Genomic DNA, 17,360 nt, shown 5'->3' with positions numbered 1-17,360 from the left:
CCGGCAGGCCAGAGGGGGGTGCCTTGGCTCGGCGCTGGCCATTGGAATGGCGCCAATTTCTCAAAGGTCCCTGAATCAATCGCGCCATACGCGCCTATATCAAAATCGCGCGCGCCGTCATTCTCGAAACCCGACAACGCCGCATGCTCGGCGAAGATGTCGGCCGCCGACACATGCGAAAAAGCTTCGGCAAACCCCATCCGCCTGGCGACTTCAGCGATGATCCACCAATCTGGCCTTGCCTCGCCGGGCGTGGCCAAAAAAGCCCGCTGGCGCGAGATGCGGCGCTCCGAATTGGTGACGGTGCCGTCCTTCTCGCCCCATGCCGCCGCCGGCAGCCGGACCTGAGCATGGCGGACCGTGTCGGTCTCGCCCAGCACGTCCGAGACAACGACAAACGGGCAAGCCTTGATCGCCGCCTCGATGGTATCGGCGTCCGGCATCGAATCGACCGGATTGGTCGCCATGATCCACAGCGCCTTGATGCGTCCGTCGGCCACCGCTTGGAACATCTCGACCGCTTTCAGGCCGGGCTTTTCGACGACGGTCGGCGCGTTCCAGAAGCGCTGCACGCGGTTGCGGTGCTCGGGGTTTTCGATCTCCATGTGGGCGGCCAGCATGTTGGCCATGCCGCCGACCTCGCGGCCGCCCATAGCATTGGGCTGGCCGGTCACCGAAAACGGCCCGGCGCCGGGCTTGCCGATGCGGCCGGTGGCGAGATGGCAGTTGATGATGGCGTTGACCTTGTCGGTGCCCGAAGACGACTGGTTTACGCCCTGGCTGTAGACGGTCACCGTCTTCGCCGTCGCGGCAAACAGGCTGTAGAAGCGGGACAGTTCGTCCTCACTGAGACCCGTGGCAGCCGCGATGCCGGCAAGGTCGAGCGCCGAGGCAGCGAAAAGCGCTTGCCCGAATCCGGTCGTGTGCGCCGTGATATAGGTACGGTCCAGCGCGTTATGCTGGCCGAGATAGGCGAGCAGCCCTGTGAACAAAGCGACGTCGCCATCGGGCGCGATCGCCAGATGCATGTCAGCGATATCCGATGTCATGGTGCGGCGTGGGTCGATCAGCACCACCTTCATCTCGGGCCGCTTTTCCCGGGCAGCGGCAATGCGCTGATAGAGCACCGGATGGCACCAGGCGAGATTGGAGCCGACGAGCACGATCAGGTCGGCAAGTTCCAGATCCTCGTAATTTCCCGGAACCGTGTCCGAGCCAAAGGCGCGGCGGTGGCCGGCGACCGACGAGGCCATGCACAGGCGCGAATTGGTGTCGATATTGGCCGAGCCGACAAACCCCTTCATCAGCTTGTTGGCGACGTAGTAGTCCTCGGTCAGCAACTGGCCGGAAACATAAAAGGCGACCGAATCGGGGCCGTGTTCGGCAATGGTTTGCGAGAAGGTCGAAGCGACTAGATTGAGCGCTTGGTCCCAGTCGGTACGGCGACCGTGGATTTCCGGATGAAGCAGCCTGCCGTCGAGATCGATGGTCTCGGCCAGTGCGGAGCCTTTGGAGCAGAGGCGGCCGAAATTCGCCGGGTGGTCCGGGTCGCCACGAACGGTTATTTCACCGTCCGCGGCGACCTTCGCCAGCACGCCGCAACCCACCCCGCAGTAGGGGCAGGTGGTCCTCACCTCGCGCGCTTCATCAATCTGCATGGTTCACGCCGCGCGGCTGGCCAGCGCTTCCAGCGCAATGAACAGCCGCTCGCCGTCGATCCGCACCGGAATGGTGCGCACCACGCCCTCGTCGGCGCCGAGCGCCTTGCCTGTCTCGAGCGAGATCACCCAATTGTGCAAAGGACAGGTCACCGCCGTGCCATGGACGATGCCCTGGCTGAGTGGCCCACCCTTGTGCGGGCAATGGTCGTCGATGGCGAAGACTTGATCGTCGGCCGTGCGAAAGACGGCGATCTTTCCTTCGGGTGTGGCGACGCAGCGCGCACCGCGACGCGGAATGTCCGAGAGCGTGCCGATGGATACCCAATTCATGTGGCTATTCCTCTTTTGCGCGTGTTCTTGTCCGGAAACCGCATTCCACTTTTCGGGAACACGCGCCTACTCCGCCGCCTGCGCAAAGCCGACCGAAGCCATCGGCCGGAATTCATGCTTGTCCTTGCCGGAAGCACGTTCCGACCACGGGTCGACCTGGGCGAATTTCTGCGAGAAGACGAAGCGCGCGAAATAGGCCTTGCGCTTCTCGCCATCGTCCATGATCTGGCGCTTGATCTCGGCGATGCCGACGCGCTTGGCCCATTTGTAGATACGCTCGAGATAGCGGCCCTGCTCGCGATACATCTGCGTCAACGCCACGATATGCTCCAGCGCCTCGTCGTCGGTCTTGACCAGGCCGAGCACTTCGGTGCCCTTGATGTCGAGCCCGGCGGCGCCGGCGAAATGGATCTCGTAGCCGCTATCGACGCAGATCACGCCGACATCCTTGCAGGTCGCCTCGGCACAGTTTCGCGGACAGCCCGATACCGCCATCTTGACCTTGGCAGGGGTCCACGAGCCCCACATGAATTTTTCGATACGGATGCCCAAACCGGTCGAGTCCTGCGTGCCGAAGCGGCACCAGTCGGAACCGACGCAGGTCTTTACGGTGCGCAGCCCCTTGGCATAGGCGTGGCCGGAGACGAAGCCAGCCTGGCCGAGATCGGCCCACACCGCCGGCAGGTCTTCCTTGCGGATGCCGAGCATGTCGATGCGCTGGCCGCCGGTGACCTTGACCATCGGGATCTCGAACTTGTCGACGACGTCGGCGATGGCGCGCAATTCGGCGGCGTTGGTGACGCCGCCCCACATGCGCGGCACCACCGAATAGGTGCCGTCCTTCTGGATGTTGGCGTGAACGCGCTCGTTGATGAAGCGCGACTGGTAGTCGTCGGCGTATTCGTCGGGCCAGTCGCAGACGAGATAATAGTTTAGCGCCGGCCGGCATTTGGCGCAGCCGCAGGAGGTCTTCCATTCCAACTCCTGCATGACGGCGGGAATGGTCTTCAGGCCCTTGGCCTTGATCAGCCGGCGGACCTCGTCATGACCAAGCGCGGTGCAACTGCACATCGGCTGGACCGCCGCGGGGTTGTATTTGTCGCCGATGGTCAGCACCATCAACTTCTCGACCAGTCCGGTGCACGAGCCGCAGGAGGCAGACGCCTTGGTGTGCGCGCGCACGTCGTCGAGCGAGGTCAGGCCCTTGGCCGTGATCGCGCCGGTGATCTTTCCCTTGCATACGCCGTTGCAACCGCAGATTTCCGCATCATCCGGCAAGGCTGCAACGGCCGCCATAGGGTCCAGGGGGGCGCCTCCCTGGTAGGACTGGCCGAAGATGAGCGTATCGCGCATCTCGGATATATCGGTCTGCTTCTTCTTGAGGTCGTTGAACCAGGCGCCGTCGGCCGTCTCGCCGTAGAGCACTGTGCCGATGATGCGGTCGTCCTTGAGCACCAGGCGCTTGTAGACGCCGGCCGCCGCATCGCGCAGCACGATCTCCTGGCGGTCATCGCCCTCGGCGAAGTCGCCGAGCGAGAACAGTTCGATGCCGGTGACCTTGAGCTTGGTCGGCGTGTCCATGTGGACGAAAGCCGCTGCCTCATTGCCGGCCAGATGGCTGGCGGCGACGCGCGCCATCTCGTAGAGCGGCGCGACCAGCCCGTAGACCTGGCCGTTGACCTCGGCGCATTCGCCGATTGCATAGATGTCGGGATCGTTGCTGCGCATGCCGGCGTCGACGACAATGCCGCGATTGACGGCAATGCCGGCTTCCTTCGCCAGGACCGCGTTCGGCCTGATGCCCACGGCCATGACGACGAGCGTTGCGGGAATGACAGTGCCGTCGGCAAGCTCCACCCGCTCGACCTTGCCGTTGCCGGTGATCGCCTGGGTGTTGGCCTTGGTGATGACCTTGATGCCGCGCTGCTCGACGGCGCGCTGCAGGAGATATCCGGCGGCCGGATCGAGCTGACGCTCCATCAGCGTCGGCATGACATGCAGCACGGTGACGTCCATGCCTTGCGCATTTAAGCCCGCTGCTGCCTCGAGCCCGAGCAGGCCGCCGCCAATGACCACAGCCTTGGCCCGCGACTGGGCGGCAAGCATCATGGCCCGGACGTCGTCCAGATCGCGATACGTGAGCACGCCCGGCAGGTCATGGCCCGGCACCGGAATGATAAACGGCACCGAGCCGGTGGCGATGACGAGTTTGTCATAGGGCTCGGTCACGCCATGATCGGAGGTGACGGTCTTTGCCTGCCGGTCGATGGCGACGATCTTGTGGCCCTTGTAGAGGGTGATGCCGTGCTTGATGTACCAGCCGTCGCCATGGATGATGATCTCTTCATAGGCCTTTTCGCCCGACAGAACCGGCGACAGCATGATGCGGTCGTAGTTCACGCGCGGCTCGGCGTTGAAGATGGTGACCTGGTAGCGCCCAGGCGCCTTTTCCAGGAGGTGCTCCAGCATGCGCCCGGGGGCCATGCCGTTGCCAATGATAACGAGTTTCTCGGTCATGTCCTGATCCACTCCGGTCTCACTCAGCCGCGTAGGAAAGGCCTGAAGCTTCGTCAGACGCCGTGCGCTCCATCCGCCTGATGGAAAAATGCATCCAGGCAAAGCAGGTAGCGACGATGACGAAGAGCAGCATGAAGCAGCTCGACCAGACGCCGGTGAGGTCGTTGAGCGCGCCGAAGACGATTGGCAGGATAAAGCCGCCGAGCCCGCCAATCATGCCGACAACGCCGCCGACCGCGCCGACACTCTGCGGATAGTAAGCCGGGATGTGCTTGTAGACGGCAGCCTTGCCAAGGCTCATGAAGAAGCCGAGCACACAGGCAACGGCTATGAAGGCGAGCGGGCCGACCTCGAAATGGAAGGCGATCGGCCCGCTGACACCGCGCACGACGTAGTCTGCCGAGGGGAGAGACAGAACGAGAGTCGCAGCGGCACTGACAGCGAAGGTCCAGTAGAGCACGGTGCGGGCGCCGATCCGGTCGGAAAGCACGCCGCCATAGGCGCGGAAAATACTTGCCGGAATTGAATAGGCCGCGCCGATCATACCGGCGGTCGCAAGCCCGAAGCCGTAGACGCCGATCAGGTAGCGGGGCAGCCACAGCGAGAGCGCCACGAATGCACCGAAGACGAAGAAATAATAGAAGGCGAAGCGCCAGACCTGCAGGTTCTTGAGCGGCGCGAATTCCTGCAAGAAGCTTCTCGCGGGCGCTGCCTTGCCGGCGCGGCGCTCGCGGATGACCGGATCGTCGCCGGTCGTGAACCAGAAGACGGCGGCCATGACGACGAGTGCTGCCGCCCAGATCAGCGCGACCGACTGCCAGCCCCAGGAGAGAAGCACGAACGGTGCCAGGAACTTGGTGACCGCGGCGCCGACATTGCCGACACCGAAAATGCCAAGCGCCGTGCCCTGCTTGCCGGCCGGGAAGAAGCGCGAGACATAGGCGACACCGACGGCGAAGGAACCGCCAGCGAGCCCGACGCCCAGCGCAGCGACCAGCATCTGCCCGTAGGTGTGCGCAAAAGCGAGCAGAAAGGTCGCGACCGCCGCCGCAAGCATGGTCGCGGTGTATACCAGCCGTCCGCCAAAACGGTCGGTCCAGACACCGAGCACCATACGCACGAGCGAGCCGGTGAGGATCGGCGTGCCGACGAGCAGGCCGAACTCCGTCTCGTTCAGCCCCAGCTCCTGCTTTATGCGCACGCCGATGATTGAAAAGATCGTCCACACCGCGAAGCAGACGGTGAAGGCGATGGTGGACATGACAAGCGCCTGCCGGGGAGCACTGTCCTGGCTGGGCGCGGCTGGGAGATTTGCGGTCATTTTCTGGCTCCGGTTTGCGGCGTGGGAAGCACCGCCCTTGTGCTGTTCGTTCGCGACTGTCAGCGGCGCGGCATCGCCCTCAGCGCGCTGACGGCCAGAAAATCGCGGCGCGTGAAGTCCGCGAGGGACGCGCCAGTTCCGATCCGTTTCATCATCGTCGTCTCCGGTTGGGCGCTTGGGACCAGCGCCGTCGATTGCGTCAAAACAAAAAAGCCGCCGGCCAGGTCTTCGCGTCCGGGGTTCCGGGAGCGCGTGTGGACCTGAGCGGCAGCTTTGCCTGTGGCGCCCGCCATTGGACGCCGTGTCACTTGGCCCTTGCGGACCTACATGTTGAAAAGCAGGAAGCGTGCCAATTCGACAGCGCTCTGAATTATCGAATGAAACCAATGTGAACCGCAGCCGCGCGACTTTTGACCAAGCTCGGCAGCGGATCAAAGATTAGTCAGAATGCCTTGCACAGCAGCATAATATTTGTGCAATGCGGTAGATTGCCCATTGCCGATGCAGATTGCCAATGATGATGACGAGTTTTCCGGTTATTGCCTTACTCCGCGGCTTCGACGAAGCGGTGGCGTTCGTAGAGGAATTTCAGCACCGCCTCGCGGCAGCGCAGGAAGGTGCGGTCGGAGGAAAGCTCGATGCGCCGACGCGGCCGGGCCAGCGGCACGGGAAGAACCTCGCCGATGGTGGCCGCCGGGCCGTTGGTCATCATGACGATGCGATCGGACAACAGCACCGCCTCGTCGACATCGTGGGTGATCATGACGGTCGTCGAGCCGAGCCTCGAATGGATATCCATCACCGCGTCCTGAAGATGGGCGCGCGTCAGCGCGTCGAGCGCGCCGAAGGGCTCGTCGAGCAGCAGGATCTTCGGCTCCATGGCCAGCGCCCGGGCGATGCCGACGCGCTGCTTCATGCCACCCGAAATCTCGGCCGGACGTTTGTCCTTGGCATGCGCCATCTGCACGAGATCGAGATTGCGCATGATCCATTCATGCCGCTGGGCCCGGCTCTTGCTCCGGCCAAAGACCTTCGTGACTGCCAAATTGATGTTCTCGTAGACGGTGAGCCAGGGCAGCAGCGAGTGATTCTGGAACACCACGGCGCGTTCCGGGCCAGGGCTGTCGACTTCCGTGTCCTCGAGCAGCACGGCGCCGGCCGAGACCTTGGTCAGGCCAGCGATCAGGTTGAGCAAGGTCGACTTGCCGCAGCCTGAATGGCCGATGATCGAGACGAATTCACCTTTGTCGATGGTCAGCCGGATGTCCTTCAGCACGTCGCTGACCTGGCTGCCGCGGGCGAAGGATTTGTCGATGTGGTCGAGTTTCAGATAGGCCGTCATCGTCCCTCTCCTCACTTTGCCGTTGTGCCGCGGGTGACGAAGACGCCGACCGCCGCGACCAGGCGGTCGAGGCAGAAGCCGGTGACGCCGATATAGGCGAGCGCGACGATGATGTCGGGCAGCCGCGATGAGTTCCACGCGTCCCAGATGAAGAAGCCGATGCCGACGCCGCCGGTCAGCATTTCGGCGGCGACGATGGCGAGCCAGGACAGACCGATGCCGATGCGCAGGCCGGTGAAAATGTAAGGTGCAGCTGCCGGCACCATGATCTTCACGAAGAATTCGAACTGGTTGAGCCTGAGGATGCGGGAGACGTTGCGGTAGTCCTCAGGGATGTTGCGGACGCCGACCGCGGTGTTGATGATGATGGGCCAGATCGAGGTGATGAAGATGACGAAGATCGCCGACGGGCTGGAATCGCGGAACGCCGCCAGCGACAGCGGCAGCCAGGCGAGCGGCGGCACCGTGCGCAGGATCTGGAACACCGGATCGAGGCCGCGCATCGCCCAGATCGACTGACCGACAAGCGCGCCGAGCGCAACGCCGACGATCGCCGCAAGGCCGAAGCCGACGGCGACGCGCTGCAGCGAGATCAGCACCCGCCAGGCGAGCCCGATATCCTGCGGGCCGTTGTCGAAGAACGGATGGGCGATCAGGTCATAGGCCTCGTTCCACACCTGGCTTGGCGGTGGCAGGCTGGCTGTGGGCGACGAACAGGCGACCTGCCAGACGACGAGCATGATGGTGATGACAATGACCGGCGGCACCAGCGTGCTGGCCAGCTTGCCGGCGATCGCGGCCGGGTCGAAGCGGCGCCGCGCCCTGGCGGTGAAAGCGATGACCTCGGCGGGCTTGGCCGGCGCGGGGAACGGCTTCACCTTGCTGTCCTCGATGGCTTGGATAGACATTTCTCGAAAACTCCTTGGCAGCACATGCACAACGGGCGGCGTTGCCAACGCACTGTCGCGCATCTATGTCGGGCTCAGGCCGACGCCTTGATCTTCAGGCTGTCGAGATAGGCCGACGGTTTCTCCGGATCGAAGATCTTGCCGTCGAAGAAGGTTTCGGTGCCGCGCGACGAAGACGCCGGAATATCGGCCGCGGCGACACCAAGATCCTTGGCCGCCTCGCGCCACAGATCCTCACGGTTGACCTGGCCGACCAGTGCTTTGATGTCGGTGGTCGGCGCGAACTTGCCCCAGCGGATGTTCTCGGCGAGGAACCAGCTGTCGTGGCTCTTGAAGGGATAGGACACGCCGCCCTGCCAGAACTTCATGTAGAGATCGGTGCCGTTGGCGACGCGGCCATTGCCGTAGTTGATGTCGCCCTTGAGGCGGCCGATGATGTCGGCGGTCGGCACGTTCATCCACTGCCGCTTGCCGATGATGGCGGCCATCTCGTCCTTGTTTTCTTTTGCCTCGCACCATTGCTGGGCCTCCATCACGGCCATCAGGATCGCCTTGGTGGCGTTCGGATATTTGTCGATGAAGGCGGCGCGCAGGCCGAGCGCCTTTTCCGGATGGCCCTTCCACAGTTCGCCGGTGGTGGCGGCGGTGAAGCCGACGCCCTGATGGACGAGCTGCTCGTTCCATGGCTCGCCGACGCAGAACACATCCATGTTGCCGACCTTCATGTTGGCGACCATCTGCGGCGGCGGCACGACGATGGTCGAGACATCCTTGTCGGGATCGATGCCGCCGGCAGCCAGCCAGTAGCGCAGCCAGAGGTCGTGCGTTCCGCCCGGGAAGGTCATGGCGGCCTTGACCTCCTTGCCCGCGGCCTTCTTGGCGGCGAAGGCTTCCTTCAGCTTTGAGGCATCGAGGCCGACGCCGGTGGCGGCATATTCCTGGGCGACGGAAATGCCCTGGCAGTCGTAGTTGAGCCGGGCCACGATCGCCATCGGCAGCGGCTGTTTGTTCTGCGTCACCTTGCCGGTGTGCATCAAATAGGGCATCGGCGTCAGGATATGGGCACCGTCAATGCCGTTGGCTTCGCCGCCGAGCACCAGATTGTCGCGCGTTGCGCCCCACGAGGCCTGCTTGAGCACCTCGACATCGGGCATGCCGAATTTCTCGAACAGGCCTTTTTCCTTGGCAATCATCAGCGGTGCCGCATCGGTCAGCGCAATGAAGCCGAGCTTGGCGCCGGTGACTTCCGGCGCGGCGGGTGCCGCATAGGCCCCGGAGGGCAGCAGCGCACGCGCCGCCGCCAGCGTTGCCGCGGTGGCCGCGCTGATCCTCAGGAAATCGCGGCGGCTGATCGCCGGTTGGGCGGAATGGCTATTGGTGCGTTTCGTCATCGTCATCTCCGGTTGGGCGCGGCTTGGGATCGGCGCCGTCGATTGCGTGTTCGACCAAAACAAAAAGCCGCCAGCCAGGCCGCGCGCGTCCGTCATCCGGGATCGCGTGTTGACCTGAGCGGCAGCTTTGCCTGTAGCGCCCGCCATTGGACGCGTATTCCGTGACCCCGAGAAGAGTCTGCCTATTGCATTGCAGGAACCGTGCCAGTTTTCGGAATGGATGGCAAACATCAATGAGATCAATGACATACCACAATCGTCGGCGCGCCGGCCCGCTGGGCGCGGAAGCTAAGGATTGTTCATTAGCGCAGTTGCACGCACATTTTTTGTGCAGTGCACAAGAATGGCGCGGAAATGATCAGGCTTCGGCGCGCGCCAATTTCTGGCCGGCAATGTAGGCGTCGATCTCGTCGGGATCGAAGATCTGGCCATCGAAGAACCCGTCGGGACCGAGCACCAGGCTTGCCCCCGCCGAACCAACTGGAGTCGCGGCCTTCAGCGCGCCCTCGACCTTGGCATTAGCACCGGGAAGCGCCACGCCAAGCGGCTTCAACGCCGAGCGGTAGAGATCGGGGCGGTAGCAGTCGCGGGCAACAGCGAGGTTTTCCGGCGTGTGCGCGACATGCCCCCAGCGCACCATCTGCGTGTAGAACCACAGCGCATGGCTCTTCCACGGGAAGTTTGCCGCCTTGTCGAAGGGCAGAAAGAAGTCGCCGACGCTCAGTTCGGCGCCGCCGCCGAGCGCAAGATGACCGCTGAGGATTGGCATCTGCAGCGCTGGCGCGAGGCCGAGGAGGGCCGGCTGCGCCATCAGGGCCGTGAGTTCGCCGCGGTTTGCCGGATCCTGGCACCAGCGCGCCGCATGATGCAGCGCGCGCAGCAGGGCCGAAAGCGCGTCCGGCTGTTTTTCCGCCCATGCCTTGCGCACGCCGATGACTTTCTCCGGGCTGGTCTTCCAGATGGCCGCCTTGACCGTGGCGATATGGCCGGTGCCGGCGACGACAGAGGCGCTGTTCCAGGGTTCGCCGACGCAGTAGCCGTCGATCCTGCCGGCGGCGAGCGCGTCCGCCATGAAGGGGGGCGGCACGATGACGATTTCGATCTCATGCGACGGGTCGATGCCGCAGGCGGCGAGCCAGTAGCGCAGTTCGTAATTGTGCCCGGAGTGCGGATGGACGACGGCGAAGCGAAGCGGATCGCCGCCGGCATTCGCCCGTTTGCGGATCAGCGCCCCCAACGCCCTGCCGGCCCGCGCCGGATCGAGGTCGGGTCGGGCGCCGTGCGCGGCCATGCCCGCCCAGACCGCGTTCGAAACCGTGACGCAATTCCCGCCAAGGCCGAGCGAGAACGGCACGACCGTGTCGGAGGCGAGCGGCGTCAGCCCCAGATTGCAGGCGATCGGCATCGGCCCCAGCATATGCGCGAGATCGAAATGGCCGATGGCGATGCGGTCACGGATGTTGGCCCAGGATGTTTCCCGGTTGAGCGTCAGATCGATGCCTTCGCGCAGCGCGAAGCCGATTTCCTTTGCCGCAACGAGGACAGCGCTGTCGAAGAGCGGCATGAAGCCAGCATTGATCCGGTGCTCGGCCGCCATCGTCAACTCTCCTCGGGATCCAGAAGGCCTGCCGCCGTCACCAGGCTCTGGGCGATTTCGCCGATCTTGCGGTTCTGGTTCATGGCGGTCTTGCGCAGCAGCGTATAGGCCGCGTCCTCCGACAAGCCGCGCGACTTCATCAATATGCCCTTGGCGCGATCGATCACCTTGCGGCTTTCCAATTCGCTGCGGGCCTCCTCCAGTTCGCGCGCCATGCGCGAAAACGCGTTAAAGCGGCTGATCGCCATGTCGAGGATCGGCTTGACCCGCTCCTGGCGCAGGCCGTCGACGACATAGGCTGAGACCCCCGCCTCCACCGCTGCCTCGATCGAAGCCTGATCCGAGCGATCGACGAACATGGCGATCGGCCGCTTCACCACGCGCGACAGCTGGAACATGTTTTCGAGCATGTCGCGGTTGGGATTTTCGAGGTCGATGACGATCACGTCGGGTTCGATCTCGGCGATCCGCCGCGCTATGCCGGCGACGTCATGGATGACCGTGACCTGCTGATGCCCGGCCTCCCGCAGTCCTGCCTCGATTATCGAAGCGCGGATGTGGTTTTCATCGATCACCAGGACAGTGAGGGATTTGCGGATCATGCCGCATTTTGCGCAGGCGAGGCGATTGTGCAATGCGGCATGGCGAGATTCACGCAAACAAAGCCAGCGTTCAGGCGCCGCCTGAGGCATTGGACGCGACGGCCGTGGCGACGAACTTGACGTCGCGGGCTCGGCACCGGCCTTCACCTTGAGCCGCACCGGCTTTGACCGCCTTCTCTATGCCGTCGGCGACAACGAGGCGGATCGCCAGGGAAGCGAGGCAAGCGAGGGAAGGCAGCGTCACGTCGAGCCAGAGATTAAGAAGAACGGAGCCATCGCGGCATAGGCGTCTGCCTCCGTGGGTATGGACGGATTCACTCATGCGCAATATGGATGGGGAGGCCTGCCGTGGCGTTCACATTTTCGCCGCGTCGCTAAGGCAGGTGACGATCGTTCAATGACGCTACGCAGGGCGGGTTGCCGCCCGCAGAAGTGTCGATATCAGGGGATCTGGTCGATGACCGACAACAAGCCAGACGTTACCAAGGATTGGCAAGCGACGCAGGGCCAGAAGTCCTCCGCCACGCGTCTTCGCCTTTTCGCCGCACTCTCGTGGATCGTCGCCATTGGCGGCGAGATCTACGGGGTTATTCTGCTTCGCCAGAACAAGTTCGACCAGGGACACCTGCCGCTGATCATCGGCCTTCTGGTCGGCATCGCGATTTTCGCAATCGCCGGCAACTTGCTGTGGAAGGCGGCCAACAGGCACGATCCGGCCCGTGCATCCGACGCGGCCAGGTTCTTCTTCCAAAACCAGCTCGGCGCAATCATCACGCTGATTGCCTTCCTTCCGCTGGTTTTCCTGATCCTCACCGACAAAAACATGGATCCGCAAACCAAGAAGGTTGCCGGCGGCCTCGGCGCTGCGCTGGCCGTGCTCGCGACGGTCATGGGGATCAGTTTCAAACCCCCATCGGTCGAACAGTACACCCAGGATATGAACGCATGCGCAGCTCAGATCAAGTCGGGGCAGCCCACCACCGCCTGTTCGCCCGATGTCGCCGCTCAGGCGCAGGCGATCGCGACGGACACCGCCGCGGTGGCGGCGGCGACGCGGGACGCGAGCCACCCCGCCGGTCAGGATGTCGTCTACTGGATCGCGCCCGAAAACGGAGCCGCGAAGTCCACCGAGCCGCATGTTTTCCACCTCTGCGCAGGCGTGAGTCCGCTGAAGGACAAGACCGTGAATAGTGGCTCCGTGACGGAGGCCTACGCACAGAACGCCGTCCGCATCACGAAGCAGATCGATATGGAACAGAAGCAGTGCGGGTTCACCCCCACAACCAGCACCAACTGAACCCGCCTGCGCTCGATCGCGTCCAGCCGTTGGTCTTGTCGAGAGGGATGACGCGTAAGCGCAGGCTCAGTATTGACTCGCCGAAGCAACGCTAAATACCGGGATCGCCCCGGCTGGCCATTATTGTCCAGCTGCAAACTTATCCGCTGCGGGCAATGACTGGGCGTCCTTCCGCACGGCAGCTTCCGGCCTGAGCGCTTCGAATGGAGAATGACGTTAATGCGGCGCAAAGCAGACTTCACCCCGGCCTGATCCAGCGGCGCTTTCTCAGCGCGCCTGCCCCGCCGCTTCACCCCACGGCACGCCCCTGCTCCGCCTCCGCCGCATTCGGATCGCCCGGTGCCGTCGCCCAGGCGAGCTCCACCAGCGTCACCGTCCGCCGCCCGACCCCGTCGAGCTGGCACACGATCAGCCCCTGCTCCTCGATGTAGGTCAGCAGGCGCCGGGCGCGGCGTAGCGAGTGCGAGCCGTAGGCACGGGCGATCGCGGCATCGCTTGGGCAGGGCCAGCCCTCCTTGGCGGCGCGGGCGATCATCATGAACACGCCTTGCATGTCCTCGGGCAGCAGCGAGGCGCGCGCCGAGACGTCCTGCCAGGCGTCGTTGCCTGCCATGTCGGAGCCGAGCCCGGCGCGGGCGCGGGTCAGCATGCGGCGAAACTCCGGCAGGTCCGGCACGACCGCGGCGAGGCCCTCGATGCGGCAGCGGACCACGAACTCCTGATAGAGCACGCCGATGACGCGGAAGCCGGCATCGGGTTGCGCCAAGAGGCGGCTGATGGTGTCGGGACTGCGAGCAGCGCGGCATTCGCGGTCGGCTACGAAAGCGGGATGCCGAAGAGGCGAGAGGCAGAACCTTGGCCGCAGCATGAGCAGGCTGTGAGCAGCGATGAAGCCGGCAAAGGTCATCCTCAGGAGGCTAAGCGGTCGGCCGGAAATAGCCGATGTCGCGCTTGCCTTGCCGGAAATATACCGTCCGTCAGGTCCCTCCATAGCGCCAATCATCGCGCACGTCCTCCCGATCAGCGCGAAAATCAGCGTGGAGCGATCTCTGCGACGAGATCGTTCGTCGTCTTGACCCCAGCCATGAAGCCGGCGGCATTGAATTCGTTCATGACGAAGAAAGCGCCGACGCCGCGTGTCGGTGCAATCGCAACATAGAGAAACATCCCTTGCAGGCCGCCGCTCTTCTGGAGGATGAGCGGGCGATGCTCGTTAGGGAGCATGATGACCCATCCGAGACCCATGGCGTCCATCGGCCCGCCGTCATCCAGCCCCATCACCGACGCGAGCCCGTCCCGGTACAAAAAAGCCGCGTGGTTCAAAAGGCGCAACTCGGCGTCGGCCGCGGAAGGCTTGTTGTCGACATGCCAGTTCATCCAGCGCAGCAGGTCGTCCGCGGTCGAGTACAATCCACCGGCGCACTCCATGGCTGTGCTCGTCGGCACGATTGGCATGGGGCTGCCGTCGAAGTTATGGCCCTGCATCAGGGCTCGTCCTCCGGTCTTGGGTTGAAAACCGTGTCTTTCATGCCGAGGGGATCGAGGACACGCTCTCGAAGGACCTCGGCATAAGGCTTTCCAGAGACATTCGCGAGCGCCGCTCCGAGGAGGTCGTATCCGAAGTTCGAATAGAGAACGGCGGCGCCCGGCGCGAACAGCAGCGGATTGTCCTTGAGGGCGGCAATCTGCGCCTCTTTGGTGTTCGTAGAGAAAGGGTCTGAGGGGGGCGCCTCGGCCACTGGCACCTCCCGCGGAAGGCCGGAAGCTTGCGCGACGAGATCGATCAGGCGGAGGGCGCGGCCGTCCTTCTCCGGGAGCGTGACGTCCCAGCCAAGGCGATCCTGCAGCCGGTCGGTGAGTTGTACCTTGCCGTCGATCGCCAGCGAGGAAAGCACACCGCCGCAGAACACTTTGCTCACGGACGCGATGCGGAACATTGTGTCGCCGTCGGGCACTTTTTCACTCCCGTCGGCAATCTTGCCGAAACCGGCCAAGGCCGTCTCGCCGTTGCGCACGGCGCCGAAGATCAGGCCAGGCACCTTGGTGGAGAGATACAGGATCGTACCGTTGAACTGCACCGCTTCCGTCAGCAGCTTGTCCTCGGCATGTCCATAAGAGGGAAGCGTGACGGCTGCGATTGCCGTCAAAGCGATGGCCATAAGTCGGCGCGATCGAGACAAACGCATTGCCAAAATCCTTTGATAAAGCTGCAGAATAAAATCTTCGGAAAAAGGGCCGCCGCGTAGTATCTTACCATCTCTCCAGAAGCAGGAGATGTCAACAGAATGAACCGAAGGGGTAATCGGCGGAGGTAGCGTAGGTTCGGCGGATATTTGCGCTACAGTCCTGCCGTATTTCTTGTCTTCGTCAGTTGATCGGGGCTGATCTCTTCATTGGCAAACCGACCCGCTGGTAGTTTAGAAGATATGTAAAGCGCCGTCGGCAGGAGGGAGTGCTGTAGCGTCGAACAACTTACAATAGCGGATCTGCGTCGCGCCAATCGTCGTCGTATGATGAAGACCGCGCTCGGCCGCCGCCTCACCCCACCGCACTCCGCTGCTCCGCCTCCACCGCATTCGGATCGCCCGGCGCCGTCGCCCAGGCCAGCTCCACGAGCGTCACCGTCCGCCTTCCAACCCCGTCAAGCTGGCAGACGATCAGCCCCTGCTCCTCGATATAGGTCAGCAGGCGCCGGGCGCGGCGCAGCGAGTGCGAGCCGTAGGCGCGGGCGATCGCCGCGTCGCTCGGGCAGGGCCAGCCCTCCTTGGCGGCGCGGGCGATCATCATGAACACGCCTTGCATATCCTCGGGCAGCAGCAAGGCGCGCGCCGAGACATCCTGCCAGGCGTCGTCGCCTGCCATATCGGAGCCGAGCCCGGCGCGGGCGCGCGTCAGCATGCGGCGGAACTCCGGCAGGTCCGGCACGACCGAGGCGAGGCCCTCGATGCGGCAGCGGACGACGAACTCCTGATAGAGCACGCCGATGACACGGAAGCCGGCGTCGGGCTGCGCCAGCACGGCGCGCAGCACCCGGTCGACGCGCTCGCGCCGCTCCGCCAAGTCCTCGGCGCTGATCGGCGGCTCCACCGGTTCGGGGCGGATTTCCAGTGCCGCCGATTTCGCCGCCATCAGCTGGTCGAGCAGGTCCGGCGACGAGCGGCGCTGCGGCCGAATGGTTTCGGGCGGCGGGGCCGCCAGGATGATGGCGCGGGCATCCTCCAACCCAGCTTCCGGCAGCGGCATCAGGCGCGGGGTCGCGTTGCGCGGACTTGTATCGGTCGGGCCGATGCGCAAGCCGAGCGGACGGCGCGACAGCGCCGGGCCGAGCGCCATGAATTGCCCGCGCTCGAGGTCGCGAAAAGCCTCCGCCTGGCGCCGCTCCATGCCGAGAAGATCGGCGGCGCGCGCCATGTCGATGTCCAGAAAAGTCCGGCCCATGAGGAAATTGGAAGCCTCGGCGGCGACGTTCTTGGCGAGCTTGGCCAGCCGCTGGGTGGCGATGATGCCGGCCAGCCCGCGCTTGCGGCCACGGCACATCAAATTGGTCATGGCGCCGAGCGAGAGTTTGCGCGCCTCGTCGGAAACCTCGCCGGCAACCGCCGGCGCGAACAGCTGCGCCTCGTCTACCACCACCAGCATCGGATACCAGTGGTCGCGGGCGACCTCGAACAGCCCGCCGAGAAAGGCGGCGGCGCGCCGCATCTGGTTCTCGGCGTCGAGCCCTTCGAGATTGAGCACCGTGGAGACGCGGTGGATGCGCGCCCGCTCGCCGGCGCTCTGCAGGCCGCGCTCGGTATGCTCCTCGGCATCGATCACCAGATGGCCGAAACGGTCGCCAAGCGTGACGAAGTCGCCTTCGGGATCGATGATGGTCTGCTGTACCCAGGGCGCACTCTGCTCCAAGAGCCGGCGCAGCAGATGGGATTTGCCGGAACCCGAATTGCCCTGCACCAGAAGCCGCGTCGCCAGCAGTTCCTCAAGATCCAGCGCCGCCGGGGCGCCTGCGCTCGTCTGGCCCATCTCGATCGCAACGGTCATATCTTCGACTCTCCTTGGGGAGAGGGCTTATCAACCGCATCACAGCCCGTCGAGCGCGCCATGGCCGGCGCTCCGTGTTGCGCACAGGCTGGATGCTGCTAGGGTCAAAGATACGAAACGTACCGTTTCGATTCGAGACTGCCGCTAAGGAGTGGATTCTTGTCCATCGCATCGGCTACCGGATCGAACCGATCGCCCAAAGCGCTCATTGGCGCGATGGAGATCGAGCGGCCGAAGCCGGTTTTTTGCGGACATTTGCCCGCTCCCCCAGGTCTCGCCAGAAGCCAAGCACTGTCGCCACGATCGCTTCCGGCGCGTCCTCCTGCATAAGATGCTTCGCGTTCGGCACGACATGG

At 64.1% G+C, this 17,360-nt stretch carries 13 protein-coding genes and 1 pseudogene; 1 reads left to right on the top strand and 13 read right to left on the bottom strand.

Translation table 11 applies throughout. From position 1 onward, the window contains the following. From NKH63_RS23045 to NKH63_RS23005, 9 genes are all read right to left on the bottom strand, one after another. Nucleotides 1–1,658: molybdopterin-dependent oxidoreductase (locus tag NKH63_RS23045; RefSeq protein WP_352918866.1), on the bottom strand; the 1,658-nt coding region annotated here is incomplete at its 3' end. A 3-nt stretch (nucleotides 1,659–1,661) separates the two neighbouring features. After that, nucleotides 1,662–1,991: a nitrite reductase small subunit NirD gene (nirD, locus tag NKH63_RS23040; RefSeq protein ID WP_352483963.1), complete on the bottom strand. Its 330-nt coding sequence runs from the start codon at nucleotides 1,989–1,991 to the stop codon at nucleotides 1,662–1,664. Nucleotides 1,992–2,057: 66 nt separating this feature from the next. Further along, nucleotides 2,058–4,508, bottom strand: coding sequence for a nitrite reductase large subunit NirB (nirB, locus tag NKH63_RS23035; RefSeq protein ID WP_352918864.1), 2,451 nt, complete (start codon nucleotides 4,506–4,508; stop codon nucleotides 2,058–2,060). Nucleotides 4,509–4,527: 19 nt separating this feature from the next. Beyond that, complete coding sequence (locus NKH63_RS23030) at nucleotides 4,528–5,829, bottom strand: MFS transporter (protein ID WP_352918862.1); 1,302 nt, start codon at nucleotides 5,827–5,829, stop codon at nucleotides 4,528–4,530. 544 nt (nucleotides 5,830–6,373) lie between these two features. Further along, nucleotides 6,374–7,171 carry an ABC transporter ATP-binding protein gene (locus NKH63_RS23025; protein ID WP_352918860.1) on the bottom strand — a complete coding sequence of 266 codons (798 nt, stop codon included), beginning with the start codon at nucleotides 7,169–7,171 and terminating at the stop codon, nucleotides 6,374–6,376. Between the two features lie 11 nt (nucleotides 7,172–7,182). Next, on the bottom strand, nucleotides 7,183–8,079 hold the full coding sequence (ntrB, locus tag NKH63_RS23020) for a nitrate ABC transporter permease (protein ID WP_352483959.1): 897 nt from the start codon (nucleotides 8,077–8,079) through the stop codon (nucleotides 7,183–7,185). A gap of 74 nt (nucleotides 8,080–8,153) precedes the next feature. Next, nucleotides 8,154–9,470: a CmpA/NrtA family ABC transporter substrate-binding protein gene (locus tag NKH63_RS23015; RefSeq protein WP_352483958.1), complete on the bottom strand. Its 1,317-nt coding sequence runs from the start codon at nucleotides 9,468–9,470 to the stop codon at nucleotides 8,154–8,156. 358 nt (nucleotides 9,471–9,828) lie between these two features. After that, the gene (locus NKH63_RS23010; RefSeq protein WP_352483957.1) at nucleotides 9,829–11,067 is read right to left on the bottom strand and encodes a CmpA/NrtA family ABC transporter substrate-binding protein; all 1,239 of its coding nucleotides are present in this window, start codon (nucleotides 11,065–11,067) and stop codon (nucleotides 9,829–9,831) included. A gap of 2 nt (nucleotides 11,068–11,069) precedes the next feature. Continuing rightward, complete coding sequence (locus NKH63_RS23005) at nucleotides 11,070–11,669, bottom strand: ANTAR domain-containing response regulator (protein ID WP_352483956.1); 600 nt, start codon at nucleotides 11,667–11,669, stop codon at nucleotides 11,070–11,072. 457 nt (nucleotides 11,670–12,126) lie between these two features. On the opposite strand from NKH63_RS23005, the gene NKH63_RS23000 reads away from it, so the two are divergent. Continuing rightward, a complete protein-coding gene (locus NKH63_RS23000; protein WP_023718009.1) occupies nucleotides 12,127–12,966 on the top strand; it encodes a hypothetical protein in 840 nt (279 codons plus the stop codon). Between the two features lie 289 nt (nucleotides 12,967–13,255). On the opposite strand, the pseudogene NKH63_RS22995 reads toward NKH63_RS23000, so the two are convergent. The 4 genes and pseudogenes from NKH63_RS22995 to NKH63_RS22980 form a co-directional block, all read right to left on the bottom strand. Then, nucleotides 13,256–13,732: pseudogene (locus NKH63_RS22995) on the bottom strand (ATP-binding protein); the annotation flags it as partial. A gap of 266 nt (nucleotides 13,733–13,998) precedes the next feature. Further along, entirely contained in the window at nucleotides 13,999–14,451 is a 453-nt protein-coding gene (locus NKH63_RS22990; RefSeq protein WP_352918858.1) for a serine hydrolase, read from the bottom strand. Continuing rightward, nucleotides 14,451–15,152, bottom strand: a complete 702-nt coding sequence (locus NKH63_RS22985) for a serine hydrolase (RefSeq protein ID WP_352918856.1) — start codon at nucleotides 15,150–15,152, stop codon at nucleotides 14,451–14,453. Before NKH63_RS22985 ends, NKH63_RS22990 begins: the two co-directional genes overlap by 1 nt. A 352-nt stretch (nucleotides 15,153–15,504) precedes the next feature. Further along, nucleotides 15,505–17,004, bottom strand: coding sequence for a helicase HerA domain-containing protein (locus NKH63_RS22980; protein WP_352918854.1), 1,500 nt, complete (start codon nucleotides 17,002–17,004; stop codon nucleotides 15,505–15,507). Between the last annotated feature and the right edge of the window lie 356 nt (nucleotides 17,005–17,360).

It is taken from the genome of Mesorhizobium sp. M0960 (assembly GCF_040319055.1).
Taxonomy (GTDB): Bacteria; Pseudomonadota; Alphaproteobacteria; order Rhizobiales; family Rhizobiaceae; genus Mesorhizobium.
This window is presented reverse-complemented; position numbering and strand designations above follow the sequence as displayed.